At 64.2% G+C, this 16,497-nt stretch carries 15 protein-coding genes; 2 read left to right on the top strand and 13 right to left on the bottom strand.

What is annotated here, in order from left to right:
- The first annotated feature begins 192 nt into the window (after nt 1–192).
- Entirely contained in the window at nt 193–1,215 is a 1,023-nt protein-coding gene (locus D3227_RS01220; protein ID WP_120011865.1) for a substrate-binding domain-containing protein, read from the top strand.
- A 191-nt stretch (nt 1,216–1,406) separates the two neighbouring features.
- On the opposite strand, the gene D3227_RS01215 is transcribed toward D3227_RS01220, so the two are convergent.
- From D3227_RS01215 to puuE, 13 genes are all read right to left on the bottom strand, one after another.
- Nucleotides 1,407–2,879, bottom strand: coding sequence for a S8 family serine peptidase (locus D3227_RS01215; protein ID WP_120011864.1), 1,473 nt, complete (start codon nt 2,877–2,879; stop codon nt 1,407–1,409).
- A complete protein-coding gene (locus tag D3227_RS01210; protein ID WP_120011863.1) occupies nt 2,869–3,537 on the bottom strand; it encodes an anti-sigma factor in 669 nt (222 codons plus the stop codon). The genes D3227_RS01215 and D3227_RS01210 overlap by 11 nt, the downstream gene beginning before the upstream one ends.
- Entirely contained in the window at nt 3,534–4,100 is a 567-nt protein-coding gene (locus tag D3227_RS01205) for a sigma-70 family RNA polymerase sigma factor (protein ID WP_120012190.1), read from the bottom strand. Before D3227_RS01205 ends, D3227_RS01210 begins: the two co-directional genes overlap by 4 nt.
- A 178-nt stretch (nt 4,101–4,278) precedes the next feature.
- The gene (locus tag D3227_RS01200) at nt 4,279–5,118 is read right to left on the bottom strand and encodes an alkaline phosphatase family protein (protein WP_120012188.1); all 840 of its coding nucleotides are present in this window, start codon (nt 5,116–5,118) and stop codon (nt 4,279–4,281) included.
- Nucleotides 5,119–5,216: 98 nt separating this feature from the next.
- Nucleotides 5,217–6,872, bottom strand: a complete 1,656-nt coding sequence (locus D3227_RS01195) for an ABC transporter ATP-binding protein (RefSeq protein WP_120011862.1) — start codon at nt 6,870–6,872, stop codon at nt 5,217–5,219.
- A complete protein-coding gene (locus D3227_RS01190) occupies nt 6,872–7,696 on the bottom strand; it encodes an ABC transporter permease (RefSeq protein ID WP_120011861.1) in 825 nt (274 codons plus the stop codon). Before D3227_RS01190 ends, D3227_RS01195 begins: the two co-directional genes overlap by 1 nt.
- A 10-nt stretch (nt 7,697–7,706) precedes the next feature.
- Nucleotides 7,707–8,666, bottom strand: coding sequence for an ABC transporter permease (locus D3227_RS01185; protein WP_120011860.1), 960 nt, complete (start codon nt 8,664–8,666; stop codon nt 7,707–7,709).
- Nucleotides 8,667–8,682: 16 nt separating this feature from the next.
- A complete protein-coding gene (locus D3227_RS01180) occupies nt 8,683–10,269 on the bottom strand; it encodes an ABC transporter substrate-binding protein (RefSeq protein ID WP_120011859.1) in 1,587 nt (528 codons plus the stop codon).
- Between the two features lie 154 nt (nt 10,270–10,423).
- Complete coding sequence (locus D3227_RS01175; RefSeq protein ID WP_120011858.1) at nt 10,424–12,409, bottom strand: CocE/NonD family hydrolase; 1,986 nt, start codon at nt 12,407–12,409, stop codon at nt 10,424–10,426.
- 83 nt (nt 12,410–12,492) lie between these two features.
- A complete protein-coding gene (locus D3227_RS01170; protein ID WP_120011857.1) occupies nt 12,493–13,086 on the bottom strand; it encodes a nucleoside deaminase in 594 nt (197 codons plus the stop codon).
- Nucleotides 13,086–13,589, bottom strand: a complete 504-nt coding sequence (locus D3227_RS01165; RefSeq protein ID WP_120011856.1) for an ureidoglycolate lyase — start codon at nt 13,587–13,589, stop codon at nt 13,086–13,088. Before D3227_RS01165 ends, D3227_RS01170 begins: the two co-directional genes overlap by 1 nt.
- Nucleotides 13,586–14,449: a bifunctional allantoicase/(S)-ureidoglycine aminohydrolase gene (locus tag D3227_RS01160; protein WP_120011855.1), complete on the bottom strand. Its 864-nt coding sequence runs from the start codon at nt 14,447–14,449 to the stop codon at nt 13,586–13,588. The genes D3227_RS01165 and D3227_RS01160 overlap by 4 nt, the downstream gene beginning before the upstream one ends.
- 74 nt (nt 14,450–14,523) lie before the next feature.
- Entirely contained in the window at nt 14,524–15,948 is a 1,425-nt protein-coding gene (gene puuE / locus D3227_RS01155) for an allantoinase PuuE (RefSeq protein WP_120011854.1), read from the bottom strand.
- 175 nt (nt 15,949–16,123) lie between these two features.
- Between puuE and uraH the strand changes: the two genes are divergently transcribed.
- Complete coding sequence (gene uraH, locus D3227_RS01150; RefSeq protein ID WP_120011853.1) at nt 16,124–16,495, top strand: hydroxyisourate hydrolase; 372 nt, start codon at nt 16,124–16,126, stop codon at nt 16,493–16,495.
- Nucleotides 16,496–16,497: the final 2 nt, after the last annotated feature.

Genomic DNA, 16,497 nt, shown 5'->3' with positions numbered 1-16,497 from the left:
CTGACTAATCGATTTAGTTTCGGCAAATAAGCGGCAGCTAAACTGCACTGCAGCACAGTTTTATGGCGGCGCAACAGCAATTCTGCTTCAAACTGGCCAGACCAGTGCGTATGCTCACTCTGTTCGGCAGCGCCAAGCTTGGCGCCTGCTTGGATTCCAAATTAAAAGCGCTTTGAGGCTTGGAGGCCTCCGGTGAACCTGAAGCAGCTCTCGCACATGCTGGCGCTTTCACAGACGACGGTAAGCCGCGCGCTGAACGGCTATCCGGAAGTCAACGAGGAAACGCGGCGCCGCGTGATGGACGCAGCCAAGCGCCACGGCTACCGCCCCAATCCGAGCGCGCGCCGGCTGGCGACCGGCAAGACCGGGATGATCGGCTATGTGCTACCGACCGGCGCGGCCGTCGAGATCGACCCGCACTTCGTCGAGTTCCTCTCCGGCCTCGGCGACTATGCCCGCTCGCACGAGCTCGACCTGGTGCTGTCCCCGGCCGACGCCGACGACCAGGAGACCACCTACCGCCGCATCGTCGCCAACCGCCAGGTCGACGCCGTCTACATTTCCTCGCCGCGGCCAGTTGACCGGCGAGTGGCGTTGCTCAATACGCTCGGCATCCCCTTCATCGTCCATGGCCGCAGCGAAGGCTTCGGCTTCGACTACCCCTTCACCGACATCGACAATGAGGGCGCCTTCCACGAGGCGGCGCGGCTGCTGATCCAGCTCGGCCACCGGCGGCTGGCGCTGATCAATGGCGACGACCGCGAGACCTTCGCCATCCATCGCGAGCGCGGCATGCGCCGGGCACTCACTGCCAGCGGCCTGACGCTTGGCGAGCGTCATATCTGCTCCTTGACGATGACCGAGGAGAACGGCTATCGCGCCGCCCGGCGGTTGCTCGAGCAGAGCGAGCCGCCGACGGCGATCGCCTGTTCCAGCCTGATCATGGCACTGGGCGTGGTGCGCGCGGTGCGCGATCTCGGCCTGACCATCCCCGGCGACCTGTCGCTGATCGCCCATGACGACGTTTTTCCTTGGCTGAAGCCTGAGAATTTTTCCGTGCCGCTGTCGACGACGCGATCGTCGATCCGCCTCGCCGGCGCGCGCGTCGCCGAGCGGCTAGCGGCGCGGATATCGGGAGTGGAAGAAGGCGCGCGCGGCGAGGTCTGGCCAGTCGACTTGGTGGTGCGGGGGTCGGTCGCCGGCGCGCCGGCGTAGAGGTCCAGAATGACCGCGTTCGATCCCCTTGCGGACGTCTGCCACCCTCGTTCATAAAACCGTTCTAGAAATTTCAAACAAATGCGACTGCGACCACTGTGTAATATAAGACCGAGGACCAGACGTATTTTGCCATTTGAGAGCTACTCATCCATCTACCTTGTCGTAGACAAATCAATTCAAAATTCGAACTATTCCTTCGCCGCCTCGGCTGCCTTGGTGTCCAAAAGACCGTAGCCGAAATCATTGTCGCGGCCTTTCGGGCCGAGATCCCTGGCGGTGTCAGCCAGCGCCTTCTCAATCTCGTCGGCTGAGCGGTCGGGCGCGGCGTGGATCAGATTGGCGATTGCCCCGCTCACGATCGCCGCCGCGAACGAGGTGCCGGTGACCACTTCCGAACCGGCACCACTCGGCGCCACCATCTCGACGCCGGGGGCGGAGATGAAGACATAGGCGCCGCGATTGGCCTGCGGCATCAGCCCGTCCTTGGCATCGGTGGCGGTGACCGCGATGACGTCATCGAAGGCGGCCGGATAGCCGTAGGGCGCCTTCGGCCCGTTGTTGCCGGCAGCGGCGACCAGCACGATGCCGAGCGCGCGGGCATTGCGGCAGGCGATGCCGAGCAGGTCGTTCTTGGGGCCGACGAAACTCATATTGATGATGCGCACATCCTGCTCGGCCGCCCAGTCGAGCGCCGAAAGGATGACGTCCATGGTCGACTTGCCGCCCTCGAAGGCGCGAGCGTGGTAGATCTTCGCTCCCGGCGCCATGCCCTTCAGCGCGCCGACCCCGGCGATCAGGCCGTCGATCGAGGTGCCGTGGTCGCGCTTTTCGATCGGCACCTCGGGCATGGCGTCGAACTGGCCGGCGATGACGCCGGAGAGCGCCGGATTGGTGTCGTCGATACCGGTGTCGATGACGGCGATGCGTACATTCTCGCCGCTGGCCTGTTTCTCGTCGAGTTCGATGCGGTCGAAGGCATAGTTGACGATGCCGGCGGCCTGCTGCAGCGAATAGACATGGTTGGGCTCGCGCCGCCTTGTGCGGCCGTCGGCGGCCAACTGCGCCAGCACGACGCCGACCGGGCGGCCGTCAAGAATACCGAAGCGCGCCAGCGTGGTGCCGAGCAGCCGCGACTGGCGCTGCGAGCGGACTTCGAGGCCGAAGGAAGCGGCGATCTGCTGCACGACGCCGGCATCACCGTCGACCGTCACCAGCACCTCGTCGGGCACGTGTTCACCGACGATGGCGCGCTGCGGCTCGGTGGCGACGAGATCGGTGGGCGAAATGATCGGACCGCCGGGCAGGGCGGCCGGGACCACCGGTGCATCGGCGGGCGCGCTCGGCGAAGGCAAAGCGCTGGCCGGGTCGCGGCGCGGATCGGGCGTCGGCAGCGGCGTCCCGCCGCCTCCGGCAGGATTGGGGAACAGGTCGACGATGAGCGCCGGCAGGAAGACGGCGCCCGCCGCGCCAGGCCCAGCACCGGGCGTTCCGTCACCGCCATCCTCGGGGCAGTCGGCGCCGGCCGCGTTCGTCCGGTCGAGACAGTCGGTTTTGGTCTGCGGCTGGTTGGGATCCTTGCTCTGCGCAAAAACTGGCGTGGCGGCGATTGTCGTCGCCGCCAGCAGAAATCCAGCAAATCCAAACGCCGCCCTAGCCGCCACTCGCCGGTTTCCTTCCCTCTATCACAGCTTCCGCGAAAGGCTGGGCGGCAATAAGGCTGACCAGCTTCTCGTAGTTGGCAACGGTCTCGGCCGCGATGGCGATGCGGAAGACGCCGTCGGCGGTCGGTCCGCCAGCGATCTTAAGGCCGTTCTCGCCGAGGAAGACGGCGATGTCCGACATCTTCGCCTCCGGTTTGAACTTCACCAGCGCGAACGGCATTTTCGCCAGATCGTCCTCCGTGCCGGCGATTTCGAAATCACTGCCCTTGCCGCCGGGCTGCACGAAGGACTGCACCATGACGAGCGCCAGCAACACCGCGGCCGCCGCCCAGGCGACGCCGACCGGAACCGCCATGAAGCGGTCGAGCGCCTGCACCAGCCATGACCGGCCTGCCGGCGCCCGCGCCGGACCGGCCTCGGCATCGAGCGCCTTGGCAAAGCGGCTGAGCGCATCGGCCGGCGGGCGGATCGCTTCGTTGGCGGCGGCCGTGCCGGAGAATTCGGCCTCCGCCTCGCCGAGTGCGGCAAGCGCTGACGGGTCGGTCGCCAGCCATTCCTCGACCGCTTCCAGCTCGGCGCCTTCCAGCGAGCCGTTCAGGTAGAACGGCAGCAGCGTTTCCATCTCGTCGCGGCGCGACATTTTTTCAGCGGCGCTCATGGCCACCCCTTGTCGTAACCGGCGGCCTTCAAGGCTTGGCCGAGTTTCTTGCGGGCATAGAACATCCTGGTTTTGACGGTGGCGACCGGAATGCCGAGCACCTCGCCGATCTCGGTCACCGACTGTCCGTGGTAGTAGGCAAGGTCGATCACGGTGCGGTGCTCTTCCGGCAGCGCATCGATGAACCGCCGCAGGGCAGCAGCCTTGTCGTCCTTCATGGTGACGACTTCCGGCGTGTCGGCGCTGTCGGGGACCTGCGCCGCGTCATCGTCGTCGATCCAGTCTTCCTTTTTCTTGCGCAGCAAGGACAGCGCCTTGAAACGGGCAATGCCGAGCAGCCATGTCGAGACTTCCGAACGCCCTTCGAAGCCCGGCGCCTGGCGCCAGAGCTCGAGAAAGACCTCGTTCGCGATATCGTCGGCCATCATTTCCGATCCCGTCTGGCGCACCACGAAGCGGTAGACCCGCGCGTGGTGGCGCATGAACAGGAGCCGCACGGCGGCCCTGTCGCCCTTCGCGACCCGGTCGACAAGCGCGCGATCGGTCTCCGTCGCTGCCGTCATGGCCGGTCGAGCCGCCTGGCTCCTGTCTGCTCTGTCGCCGATCGGTCCAAAAAGGTTCATCCTCCGCCAAGGAATTTTGCGAGGCTAACCGAAGAAGGTGAGGGTTGCCAGAGTGTCTCCCTTCTCCCCGTCACTATACGGGGAGAGGGGGCGCGAACGTTGGTGGTCGCCTCCTCCGTCAACTCAAAAACGGCTTCGCCTTCATCGTCGCCGGCACCGGCACGCCAAGCCGCTTCAACACAGTCGGCGCGAGCTGCAGCTGGTCGAGCAAGGTTCCGGCCTCGGGGCCCTTGCCGTCGCCGAAATAGTAAAGCGCGAAATCCTGCATCTCGTCGTCATGGCCGCCATGGTGGCCGCGGTCGGTCTGGCCATGGTCGGCGGTGACGATCACCTCATAGCCGGCGGCGCGCCAGCCCGGCAGGAAGGCGGCCAGCATGGCGTCCATTGCGTAGACGGCATGATCCATCTCGTGGCAGTCGTGACCGAAGCGATGGCCCATCGAATCCAGCGTGCAGCTGTGCAGGATGCCGTAGTCGATGCCGTGGCGCCTGGTCAGCATGGTCAGCGTCGCGAACAGGTCGACGTCGCTCGGTGTCATCTGGTTCTTGAGATTGTAGCCGGTCATGGTGTGGAAGCGGCCATGCGTGATCGGCCCGGCCGGTTCGTCGAACTCCATATCCTCGACCAGATCGAACGGGTAGGACCGGAAGAATTCGGACCAGTAGGAATGGGTAACCGCGCCGGTCTTGCCGCCGGCCTTGCTGACCTCGGAGAAGATATCCGGCTGCTTGACCCGGAAGCGGTTCTCGTTGGAGAGGATGCCGTGCACTTGTGGCGACACCCCGGTGTGGATCGAGGCATAGCAGCAGGCCGAGGTCGAAGGCAGCACCGAGCGCATCTTCCAGACGCGCGCCTCGCCCGATTGCACCCAGCCTTCGAGATTGCCCATCAGCCGGCGCCAGTTCCGGTAAGGCACGCCGTCGAGGACGATGAGCAGAAGTTTGGTCTCGAGCGCCACGGGCGGCTCCATGCGATGTGTCATTTGAAATCAAAACGCCGCGGGTCTCTGGGACTCGCGGCGCGTTACTGTGAAACAGTGTTTTCCGGATTTCGCCCCTAGTTGCCCGCGCTCGCCATGCGCCGGCCCTTGATCGCCTTTTCCAGCCAGCCGATCTCCATTTCGGGAACCGACGACAGCAACAGGTCAGTGTAGGCGTCGAAAGGCGGCGTCAGCACCTTGCTCTTCGGCCCATAGCGAACCACCTCGCCGCGATACATCACCGCGATCGAATCGGCGATCGACTTCACCGTGGCGAGGTCATGGGTGATGAACAGATAGGCGACGCTCTCCTCCTTCTGCAACTCGAGCAGCAGCTTCAGGATGCCGTTGGCCACCAGCGGGTCGAGCGCCGAGGTCACCTCGTCGCAGATGATCAGTTTCGGCTTGGCGGCGAGCGAGCGGGCAATGCAGACGCGCTGCTTCTGGCCGCCGGAAAGCTCGGCCGGGTAGCGGTCGGAAAAGCCCTTGCCCATCTCGATCTTGTCGAGCAGTTCGGCGACACGCTTGTCGCGCTCGCGGCCGCGTATGCCGAAATAGAATTCCAGCGGCCGACCGATGATGGTGCCGACTGTCTGGCGCGGGTTCATCGCCACGTCGGCCATCTGGTAGATCATCTGCAGCTGGCGCAGATCCTCCTTCGGCCGGTCGGCGAGCTTGTTGGCAAGCGGCCTGCCGTCGAAGGTGACGGTGCCCTCTTCAGGCGGCAAAAGCCCGGTGATGGCGCGCGCCAGCGTCGACTTGCCGGAGCCGGACTCGCCGACCACGGCCAGCGTCTGGCCCGGATAGATATCGACCGAGACATTCTTCAGCACCTTGATATGGCTGCGGCCATAGGCGGCGGTGACGTTCTTGACCGACAGGAACGGCGTCGTGCCGGGCTGCTGCTCATGGTGCTCGATCTCGTGCACCGAGACCAGCGCGTTGGTGTATTCCTGGCGCGGCTCCTTGATGATCTGGCGGGTGCCGCCCCATTCGACCAGCCTTCCGTGGCGCAGCACCATGATCTCGTCCGAGACTTGCGCGACGACGGCAAGATCGTGGGTGATGTACAAAGCCGCCACATGGGTGTCGCGGATGGCGTCCTTGATCGCCGCCAGCACGTCGATCTGCGTCGTCACGTCGAGCGCCGTGGTCGGCTCGTCGAAGACGATCAGATCCGGCTCGGAACACAGCGCCATCGCCGTCATCACGCGCTGCAACTGGCCGCCCGATACCTGGTGCGGAAAGCGTTCGCCGATGGTTTCGGGGTTCGGCAGGCTGAGCTTCTTGAACAGTGCGACGGCGCGCTTCTCGGCCTCGGCGCGCGTCGCCGTGCCATGCAGCAGCGTGGCTTCCACCACCTGGTCCATCAGCCGGTGCGCCGGGTTGAAGGCCGCCGCCGCCGACTGCGCGACATAGCAGACCTCGCGGCCGCGCAGCTTGCGGAAGCCTTCCTTGCCGCCCTTGAGGATGTCGCGGCCATTGAGGATGACCTCGCCGCCGGTGATGCGCACGCCGCCGCGACCATAGCCCATCGACGACAGGCCGATGGTCGACTTGCCGGCGCCGGACTCGCCGATCAGGCCGAGCACCTTGCCCTTCTCCAGCGTCAGCGAGACATCGTGGACAAGCACGATGTTCTTCGGCGCCTCGCCGGGCGGATAGACCGTGGCCTCGATGCGCAAATTGCGGATATCGAGCAGCAGGCCGGATTTCGCTTTGCTGTCAGCCATCACCCGCGCCCTCCCTTCAGGCTTGTCGTGCGGTTGAGCACCCAGTCGGCGACGAGGTTGACCGAGATCGCCAGTGCCGCGATCGCCGCGGCGGGAATAAGCGCCGCCGCAATGCCGAAGACGATGCCGTCCTTGTTTTCCTTCACCATGCCACCCCAGTCGGCATCCGGCGGCTGCACGCCAAGGCCGAGGAAGGAGAGCGTCGACAGGAACAGCACCGCATAGATGAAGCGCAGGCCGAGTTCGGAGACCAACGGCGACAGCGCGTTGGGCAGGATCTCGCGGAAAATGATCCAGGCCTCACCTTCGCCGCGCAGCTTTGCCGCTTCGACATAGTCCATGACGTTGATGTCGACAGCGACGGCGCGCGACAGGCGGTAGACGCGGGTCGAATCGAGAATGCCCATGACCAGGATCAGCGTCACCAGGTTAGTGGGCAGCACGGACAGCACGACCAGAGCCATGATCAGCGTGGGAATCGACATCAGCAGGTCGACGAGGCGCGACAAGAGCGTGTCGAACCAGCCGCCGAAAACCGCCGCCGAAAAACCGAGGATGGCGCCGAGCGAGAAGGACAGCGCGGTGGCCAGCACCGCGATGAACAGCGTGATGCGGGCGCCATAGATCATGCGCGACAAGAGATCGCGGCCGAGATTGTCGGTGCCTAGCAAATGCGCCGCCGACATCGGCTCCCAGACGTCGCCGACGATCTCGCCATTGCCGTGCGGCGCGATCAAGGGCGCGAAGATCGCCGCCAGCACGAACAGCGTCGTCAGCACGATGCCGATCAGTGCCGGGATCGGGATGCGTTTGATATCGAGCATACCCGCCCCCTTACTTCGGATGTCTGAGACGCGGATTGGCGACGATCGCCGCTATGTCCGCAATGATGTTGAGGCTGATGTAGACGGCGGCGAAGATCAGGCCGACCGCCTGCACGACAGGCACGTCGCGCTTGGTGACGTGGTCGACGAGATACTGCCCCATGCCGGGGTAGACGAAGATCACTTCGACCACGACGACGCCGACGATCAGGTAGGCGAGGTTGAGCATGACGACGTTGATGATCGGCGCGATCGCATTGGGGAAGGCATGCCTGCGAATGACATTAAAGGCCGACAGGCCCTTTAACTCCGCCGTCTCCACATAGGCCGACTGCATGACGTTGAGGATCGCGGCGCGTGTCATGCGCATCATGTGGGCAAGCACCACCAGCGTCAGCGCGGCGGCCGGCAGCGCGATCGCCTGCATGCGCTCGCCGAACGGCATGCCGTCATAGACGGTGGAGATGCCGGGGAATATCTGCCATTTCACGGCGAAGAAATAGACCAGCACATAGCCGATGAAGAATTCGGGAAACGAGGTCGAGGCGAGCGCCAGTCCGGAGATCAGCTTGTCGACCCAGCCATTGCGGTAACGCACCGCGATCAGACCGAGAATGATCGCCAACGGCACGGCGACGACCGCCGCCCAGAAGGCGAGGAACAGCGTGTTCCACAGCCGCCCCTTGATCGAGGTCGCGATATCCTGCCCGCTCGACATCGCCGTGCCGAGGTCGCCGGTGACCACGCCGCCGAGCCAATGGAAATATCTGACATAGGCCGGGTCGTTCAGGCCGAGCTGCTCGCGCAGATTGGCGAGCGACTCCGGCGTCGCCGACTGTCCGAGGATGGCTTGCGCAACGTCGCCGGGCAATATCTGGGTGCCGGCGAAGATCAGGACCGAAATGGCCAACAGCAGGACGACGCCCAGCGCAACGCGCTGGGCCACCAGTTTCACGATGGGTGAGGACATCTCGACAAGGCCAGGCTCAGGCTTCGAGCCAGCACTTGGCCAGAGCGTAGCCGTTCATCAGTTCCTGATGCGGATCGTCGACCCAGCCGGCGACCTTGGCGCCCGTCGCATCGATGAACTGATTGAACATCGGCAGGATCAGGCCGCCCTCGTCACGCACCATGACGGCCATGTCGTGGTACATCTGCTTGCGCTTGGCCTCGTCGAGCTCGGCACGTGCCGCCAGCACCATCTTGTCGAAATCCGGGCGCAGGAAACGCGTATCGTTCCAGTCCGCGGTCGACAGATAGGCGGTCGAGTACATCTGGTCCTGGGTCGAGCGCCCACCCCAGTAGGAGGCGGAGAAGGGCTGCTTGTTCCAGACCTCGTTCCAGTAGCCATCGCCGGGCTCGCGCTTGAGCTCGAGCTTGATGCCGGCCTTGGCGGCGCTTTGCTGGAAGAGCTGGGCCGCGTCGACGGCGCCGGGGAAGGCAACGTCCGATGTCCGCAGCAGGACAGTGCCGTCGTGACCCGACTTCTTGTAGTGGAATTTGGCCTTGTCGGGGTCGTATTTGCGCTGCTCGATCTCGGTGAACAGCGGGTAGGAAGCATTGATCGGGAAGTCGTTGCCAAGCGAGCCGTAGCCTCTGAGGATCTTGTCCAGCATCTCCTCGCGGTCGATCGCCAGCTTCAGCGCCATGCGCAGGTCGTTGTTGTCGAACGGCGCCGTGTTGCAATGCATGATGAAAACGTAGTGGCCGGGGCCGGCATGGTTGCGGATGGTGACGCCCGGCAGGCGCTTGATCAGGTCGACGATCTTCGGCTCGACGCGGTTGATCATGTTGACCTGGCCGCCCTGCAGGGCCGACGTACGCGCCGTAGCATCGTTGATGACGATGACCTCGACCTGGTCGGCATGGCCCATCTTGTCGCCCTGCCAGTAATTGGCGAAACGCTCGCCGCCATGGCGCACGCCAGGCTCATTGGTGGTGATCTTGTACGGGCCGGCGCCGATGCCGGCGTCGGCCTTGTCCTTGCCGCCGTTGGGCTGGACGATCAGGTGGTAGTCGCTGAGCAGGTAGGGCAGGTCGGCATTGGCCTCCTTCAGCGTCAGCACCACTTCCTTGCCGCTGGCCTTGATGCTCTCGATGCCCTTCATATAGCCGAGCGCGCCGGACTTCGACTTTTCGTCCGAATGGCGTTCCAGGGTGGCGGCCACGTCCTCGGCCGTCACCGTCTTGCCATTGTGGAATTCGACGCCGTCGCGGATCTTCAGCGTCCAGGTCTTGGCGTCGTCCGATGCGCCGATCTCCTCGGCGATGCGGTTCTCGAGCTTGCCGTCGGGGGAGAGCTCGACGATCATTTCGCCCCAGCACTTGCCGAAGATGGTCGGTACCTGGGTCATGAACAGGGCAGGATCGAGGCTGTTGGTGGACTCGCCGCCGACCAGGCCGGCCTTCAGCGTGCCGCCCTTGACCGGACCTGCGGCGCGCGCCGCACTCGAAAGCAGCGCGTTGGCGAAGGTCGCGGTGATGCCGAGAGCGGCGGCGCGGCCGAGAAAATCACGGCGGCTGAGTTTGCCGGATGCAACGCGGCGGCTCAGAAATTCCAGTTCGTTGGACATGATGAGTTCCTCACTCTGTTGGTTTGACCTGAATGGTCTTTTTCTTGTTTCTTGTGAGGAGAATAATGACCGCAAGGGAAAGCAGTAAGCAAGACCGAATGCGACATGCCGTGGCGTAAATCGTACGTCGCAATTGGACCAATCGGGTGAGCACTCACAGCAGAGCGCGGGGGATTTTCTCCTCGAAGTTGCGCTCGAAAACCAGCTTTCCGCCTTCATAGGCTTCGATTCTGGCGCTAACCGTGAAGCTTTGGGCATCGGATCGCATTGCAGCCGATGTTTCGGTACGCACCGACCATCCATTTCGCGACAAGGTCTGTGTCCAGTGGGTCTTTCCAGACGCCGACAGCGGATCGTCGGGATGGATCGACCACGTCTCGCGCGCGACGCTGCCATTGGCCAGACCATGCTGGAGATCGCGCACCTCGCCGAAATCGTCCGTTATGGACAGCGTGACCATGCCGGTCTTCTCATCGCGGTCGATATGGCGTTCGGAATTGGCGGGCCGGACCGTCTCCGTCGCCCAGGGCGTGGCCCCTTCCGGAGCGGCGAAAGTGATCTCGTCGCCTTGCGCCAGAGGGCGCAGCGGCAACGTCAGCGTCGCGGCCTTGAGCTCGAGGCGGACCGGTTCGGGCGACGGCCAGATCATTGGCCAATAGGCGTTCGACATGGCAATGCGCAAACGGTGGCCGGCCGGCACGCGGTAGGCGCATTGGTCGAGCACGACCCTGGCGGTGGCGGGCTCGCCGGGCACCAGCGGCTCGGGGAATTCATGCGAGTTGCGATGCGTCAGGTTGAGCAGGCCATAGGAGATCAGCTCCGAGGCGCCGTCGGGATGTACATCGCAGAGCCGCACGGCGATGTTCGCCTGAGGCCGATCCGACGAGACCCAGACCAGCACCTCCGGCGCGCCGACGATATCGATCGCTTCGCTAAGCGGCGGCTGATCGAAACAGACCGACAGCGCATCGTCCGGACGCTGGTCGCCTGGCAGTTCCGGACCGAAGGTGAAGGGAAAGTATTCGCCGCCGGCAAGGCCGCAGGATTGCGGCGAGGCGATGATGACCGGCCTGTCGCCCTCGGCGATGAGTTCGATCGTGTGCGCCTTGATGTCGGGCGACGGCCAATTCTGTTCGGCGATCCAGCGTCCGGGACGTTCGGGATGCCACCGCGCCGGGCGAACGCTGTCCATGACATAGGCGCGATAGGCGGGATCGGCATCGAGGCCGGTGTCGAGGCCCTTCAGCCAGCGGTCCCACCAGCGCAAGGCTTCCTGCAGGAAGCCGATGGCGGGCTGGGGTGCCGCGTAGTGCGGGTATTTGTGGATCCACGGGCCGACGATGCCCTTGACCGGCGCCTCTATGTTGCTGGCGAGGTGGGAAATCGTGTTGCGGTAGCCGTCGTGCCAGCCGCCGATCGACAGCACGGCGGCATGGATGGCGGAATAGTCCTCGCAGATCGAGCCGCGTTTCCAATAGGCGTCGCGGTGCTGGTGTTTCAGCCATAGCGGCGCCAGGAATGGCTGGTTCTCCAGCCGGGTCAGCCACAGATCGCGCCAGCGGTTGTCGCCGGCGATCAGCGGATCCGGCGGCCGCGACGAATAGGACAGCATGGTCGAGGCCCAGCCGAAATTCTCGATCAGCAGGCAGCCGCCCTTGTAGTGGATGTCGTCGGCATAGCGGTCGACGGTCGAGCATAGGCTGATCACCGCCTTCAGCGCCGGCGGTTGCATCGCCGCCACCTGCAGGCAATTGAAGCCGCCCCAGGAAATGCCCATCATGCCGACCTTGCCGTTGCACCAGGGCTGCGCGGCCACCCAGGCGATGACGTCGCAGGCATCCTGCAATTCCTGTTCGGAATATTCGTCGTCCATCAGCCCTTCGGAATCGCCGTTGCCGCGCATGTCGACGCGGATCGAGGCGTAACCGTGGCCAGCGAAATAGGGATGCGTCAGCTGATCGCGAAAGACGGTGCCGTCACGCTTGCGGTAGGGCAAATGCTCGAGGATCGCCGGCACCGGATCGTCGCCGGCATCTTCCGGCATCCATACCCGCGCCGAAAGCCGGCAGCCGTCCGGCATGACGATGCCCATATCAGGGAATTCGACGACTTTGCGCGGGAATTCGGTGACGGTTTTCATGCTAGGACTCCAGGAACGCCAGATGATGGAGCCCGCTGGGTCGCGTCGTGGGCCAGCCAACGAATTCGGCTGGTCAATCCGCGTCAGTTCAGCGGAATGTCGTTTTCGGCCTTGCTCGCCTGATAGGCGCTCGACAACTCATCGTAGCGAGCGGAAATCTTGCCGATCCGCTCTTCCAGGCGCTGGCGTTCGACCTCCGGCAGCGAGCGCGCCAATCTGCGGATCGAAAAGCTCTTCCAATAGGCGTTCTCGGCATTGTAGCCGCCGGGATCGAGGGTGAAAACCTCCTTCAGTATCTTCAGGTCGTGCGGGATGGCGAAAGAGTCGCGCGAATCCTCGTGGCTGAACAGATAGTAGAAATTGTCGAAGCCGGTCCAGGTGATCGCCGACAGGCAGAGCGAGCAGGGCTCGTGCGTGGCGAGGAAGATGGCGTCTTTTGTGTCGACACGCTCGGCCCTGGGCATTTCATAGAAGCGTTTCAGGCAGTGCACCTCGCCATGCCAGAGCGGGTTTTCCGTCTCGTTGTTGGTTTCGGCCAGCACCAGAGAACGGTCGTCCTTCCTGAGGATCGCGGCGCCGAACAGCTTGTTGCCATGGGCGACACCGTCGGCCGTCTTCGGCACGATGTCGTGCTCGATTACGTCGAGCAGGCGGTCGATCAGCGAAATGTCGGTCATTATTGCTTTCCGTCGGGAAGGTGGATTTCGTAGGGGTGCGAGAAATGGCACTCTTCGAGGTTGGAACCGTCGCCGCCACGATCGACGATGACAAAATCCTGGGCCTCGCCGATCGGCGTCAGCACGCCGTGCCAGAGGTTGCGCGGATAGTTGATGCCTTGGCCGGGCGTGGTGATGAAGGCGTGCGGCTCGCCGGGACCGTCCTTGCCGTCATGGCAGACGACGACCAGGAACGGGCGCGGCGACAGCGGGATGAAGGCCTGGCTGCCGAACGGGTGGCGCTCGACCATGCTCAGCTTCAGCGGCAATTCGTAAGGCGTGCCGCGCACCATGGAGATAAGCACACGCGCGTTCGGCCCCTGCGCTTCGGCGGTGGCGAGATCGTGGTAGCGCTCGGCCTTGCCGCCATTGATCGGGTAGTGGTTGTCGCCGCCCATATCGATGACGTCGCCGAATTGGGCGAAGCTTTCGCGGGTCAGCGGCCGGGCGACGATGCGGCTCACCGCGCGCGATCCCCGAGGCCCGCTCCGCCGAGCCTGGCGTGGCGGTTGACGTCCTTGTAGAGCAAATAGCGGAACTTGCCGGGACCGCCGGCATAGCAGGCTTGCGGACAGAAGGCGCGCAGCCACATAAAGTCGCCGGCCTCGACCTCGACCCAGTCCTGATTAAGGCGGTAGACCGCCTTGCCTTCGAGCACGTAGAGGCCGTGCTCCATGACATGGGTCTCGGCGAAGGGGATGACCGCGCCCGGCTCCAGCGTGACGATGGTGACATGCATGTCGTGGCGCATGTCGGCGGGGTCGACGAAGCGCGTCGTTGCCCAGCGGCCCTCGGTGCCGGGCATCGGGCTCGGCGCAACATCTCGATCGCTGGTGAAGAAGGCCTCCGGCACGTTGAGGCCGTCAACCGCTTCATAGGCCTTGCGCACCCAGTGGAAGCGGACCGCGGCGCCGCTTTCGTTGCGAACAGTCCAGCCGCTGGCCGGCGGCAGGAAGGCAAAGCCGCCCGGCTTCAGCATATGCGTCTTGCCCGCAAGCGACACGCTGAGCTCGCCCTCGACCACGAACAGCACGCCCTCGGCGCCGGCATCCGGCTCCGGCCGGTCGCTGCCGCCACCCGGCTCAACCTCGACGATGTATTGCGAAAACGTCTCGGCAAAGCCCGACAGCGGCCGCGCGATGATCCAGACTCTGGTTTTGTCCCAGAACGGCAGCGCGCTGGTGACGATGTCCTGCATCACGCCCCTGGGGATGACGGCATAGGCCTCGGTGAAGACGGCGCGGCCGGTCAACAGCTCGCTCTGCCCGGGATGGCCGCCATGCGGCGCGTAGTAGGTTCGCTCGGGTGTCTTTATCATATCCATGTGTCCTGATCCTCAGAGCAATTCCAGGAAACTGTGTGACGGTTTTCCGTCTGGAATTGTGTAAAACCAAACATTTAGAGTGGCAGCATGTCTCTCAGCCGAAGCAGCGCAATGCGCTCGACCTGTTTGCAGGCGGTGTCGAATTCGGCGCCGCGGCTGTTGCCGATGCGCGCCTCGAACTCCGCCAGGATTTCTTCCTTGGTCTTGCCCTTCACCGCGATGATGAAAGGGAAGCCGAAAGTGGTGACATAAGCGGCGTTGAGCTTGGAGAACAGCTCGCGCTCCTTGTCGGTCAGCGCGTCGAGCCCGGCCGAGGCCTGCTCCTTCGTCGACTCAGCCGTCAGCCGCTTGGCCTTTGCCAATTTGCCGGCAAGGTCCGGATGGGCGTTGAGCACGGAGAGACGCTCGGCCTCGCTGGCGGCGCGAAAGACGCGGCAGAGTGCGTTGTGCAGGCCGCCGGCGCTGTCATGCGCCGCGCCGAGCTCCAGCTCGTAGGCGCGTTCGGCGATCCATGGCGAATGTTCGAAGACGCCGCCGAAGGCATGGACGAAGGCCTCGAATTCCATTTTCGATGGGCGCAGCGAGGGCTGCCGGAACGGATGGTTTTCGTGCCAGTGCCTGGCGATGTCGATGCGCCGCGCCAGCCAGACCTTGTCGTGCGACTTGACGTAGTCGACGAAGCGCTTCAGCGCCGCGACCCGGCCGGGACGGCCGACCAGACGGCAGTGCAGGCCGATGTTCATCATGCGCGGCCGCCCTTGCCTGCCCTCGGCATAGAGCGTGTCGAAACTGTCCTTCAGATAGGCAAAGAACTGGTCGCCGGAGTTGAAGCCTTGCGGCGTGGCGAAGCGCATGTCGTTGGCGTCGAGCGTATAGGGAATGATGAGCTGCGGCTTCTCAGCACCGTCGTGCTCGAACCAGTAGGGCAACTCGTCGTCATAGGTATCGGAGACGTAGTCAAAGCCAGCCTCCTCCGCCACCAGCCGCACGGTGTTGACCGAGGTGCGGCCGGTGTACCAGCCGGTCGGACGGGCGCCGGTCACTTCGTAGTGCAGCTTGATCGCCGCTTCGAGGTCGCGGCGCTCGTCTTCCGGCGCATGGTCGCGGTAGTCGATCCATTTCAGCCCGTGCGAGGCGATCTCCCACCCCGCCTCCTGCATCGCCGCCACCTGGTCGGGCGAACGCGCCAGCGCCGTGGCGACACCATAGCAGGTGACCGGCACCTGCGCCTCGGTGAACAGGCGGTGGAGCCGCCAGAAACCGGCGCGGGCGCCATATTCGTAGATCGATTCCATGTTCCAGTGGCGCTGGCCGACCCAGGGGGCCGCACCGACGATCTCGGACAGGAAGGCTTCCGAGGCCTTGTCGCCGTGCAGCACGCAGTTCTCGCCGCCTTCTTCGTAGTTGACGACGAACTGCACCGCCACATGCGCGCCACGCGGCCATTTCGGATCCGGCGGATTGGCCCCGTAGCCGCGCATGTCCCGTTCGTAACGCATTGTCACTCCTGCCGGATATTGAGATGAAGATATCGAAAGGAGTGCTTGCGCATTCCCCCGAAAATTTTTGAAAGAGCTTTTTGTCGCGCTCCGCTCGACCGGGACTTATGCATCGCCTTTAATGGGCGCACAATTCACCAGAAACGTTCGACTGTACCGGAATGGGAGACGGCCAGTGGCAGAAACGTCGAAAGCCGATGGCGGGCGTCTGACGACCCATGTCCTCGACACCGCGACCGGCAGGCCGGCCAATGGCCTGTCGATCGAGCTTTACCGCATCGAACGCCAGGCCCGCACGCATCTGAAAACGGTGGTCACCAACGATGACGGCCGCTGTGATGCGCCGCTGCTTGCCGGCGCGGACTTCCGCACCGGTGAGTACGAGCTGGTCTTTGCCGCCGGCGACTATCTGCGCCGGCAAGGCGCGCTGCCCGAACCGGCCTTTTTAGACAGCGTGCCAATCCGCTTCGGCATGGCCGAGTTGGTGCACTATCATGTGCCGCTGCTGATTTCGCCCTACGGCTATTCGACCTATCGGGGGAGCTGAGA

This window comes from Mesorhizobium waimense, from assembly GCF_003601975.1.
GTDB lineage: Bacteria > Pseudomonadota > Alphaproteobacteria > Rhizobiales > Rhizobiaceae > Mesorhizobium > Mesorhizobium waimense.
Note: the sequence above shows the minus strand (reverse complement) of the source record. Positions and strands in the feature narration are given on the sequence as shown.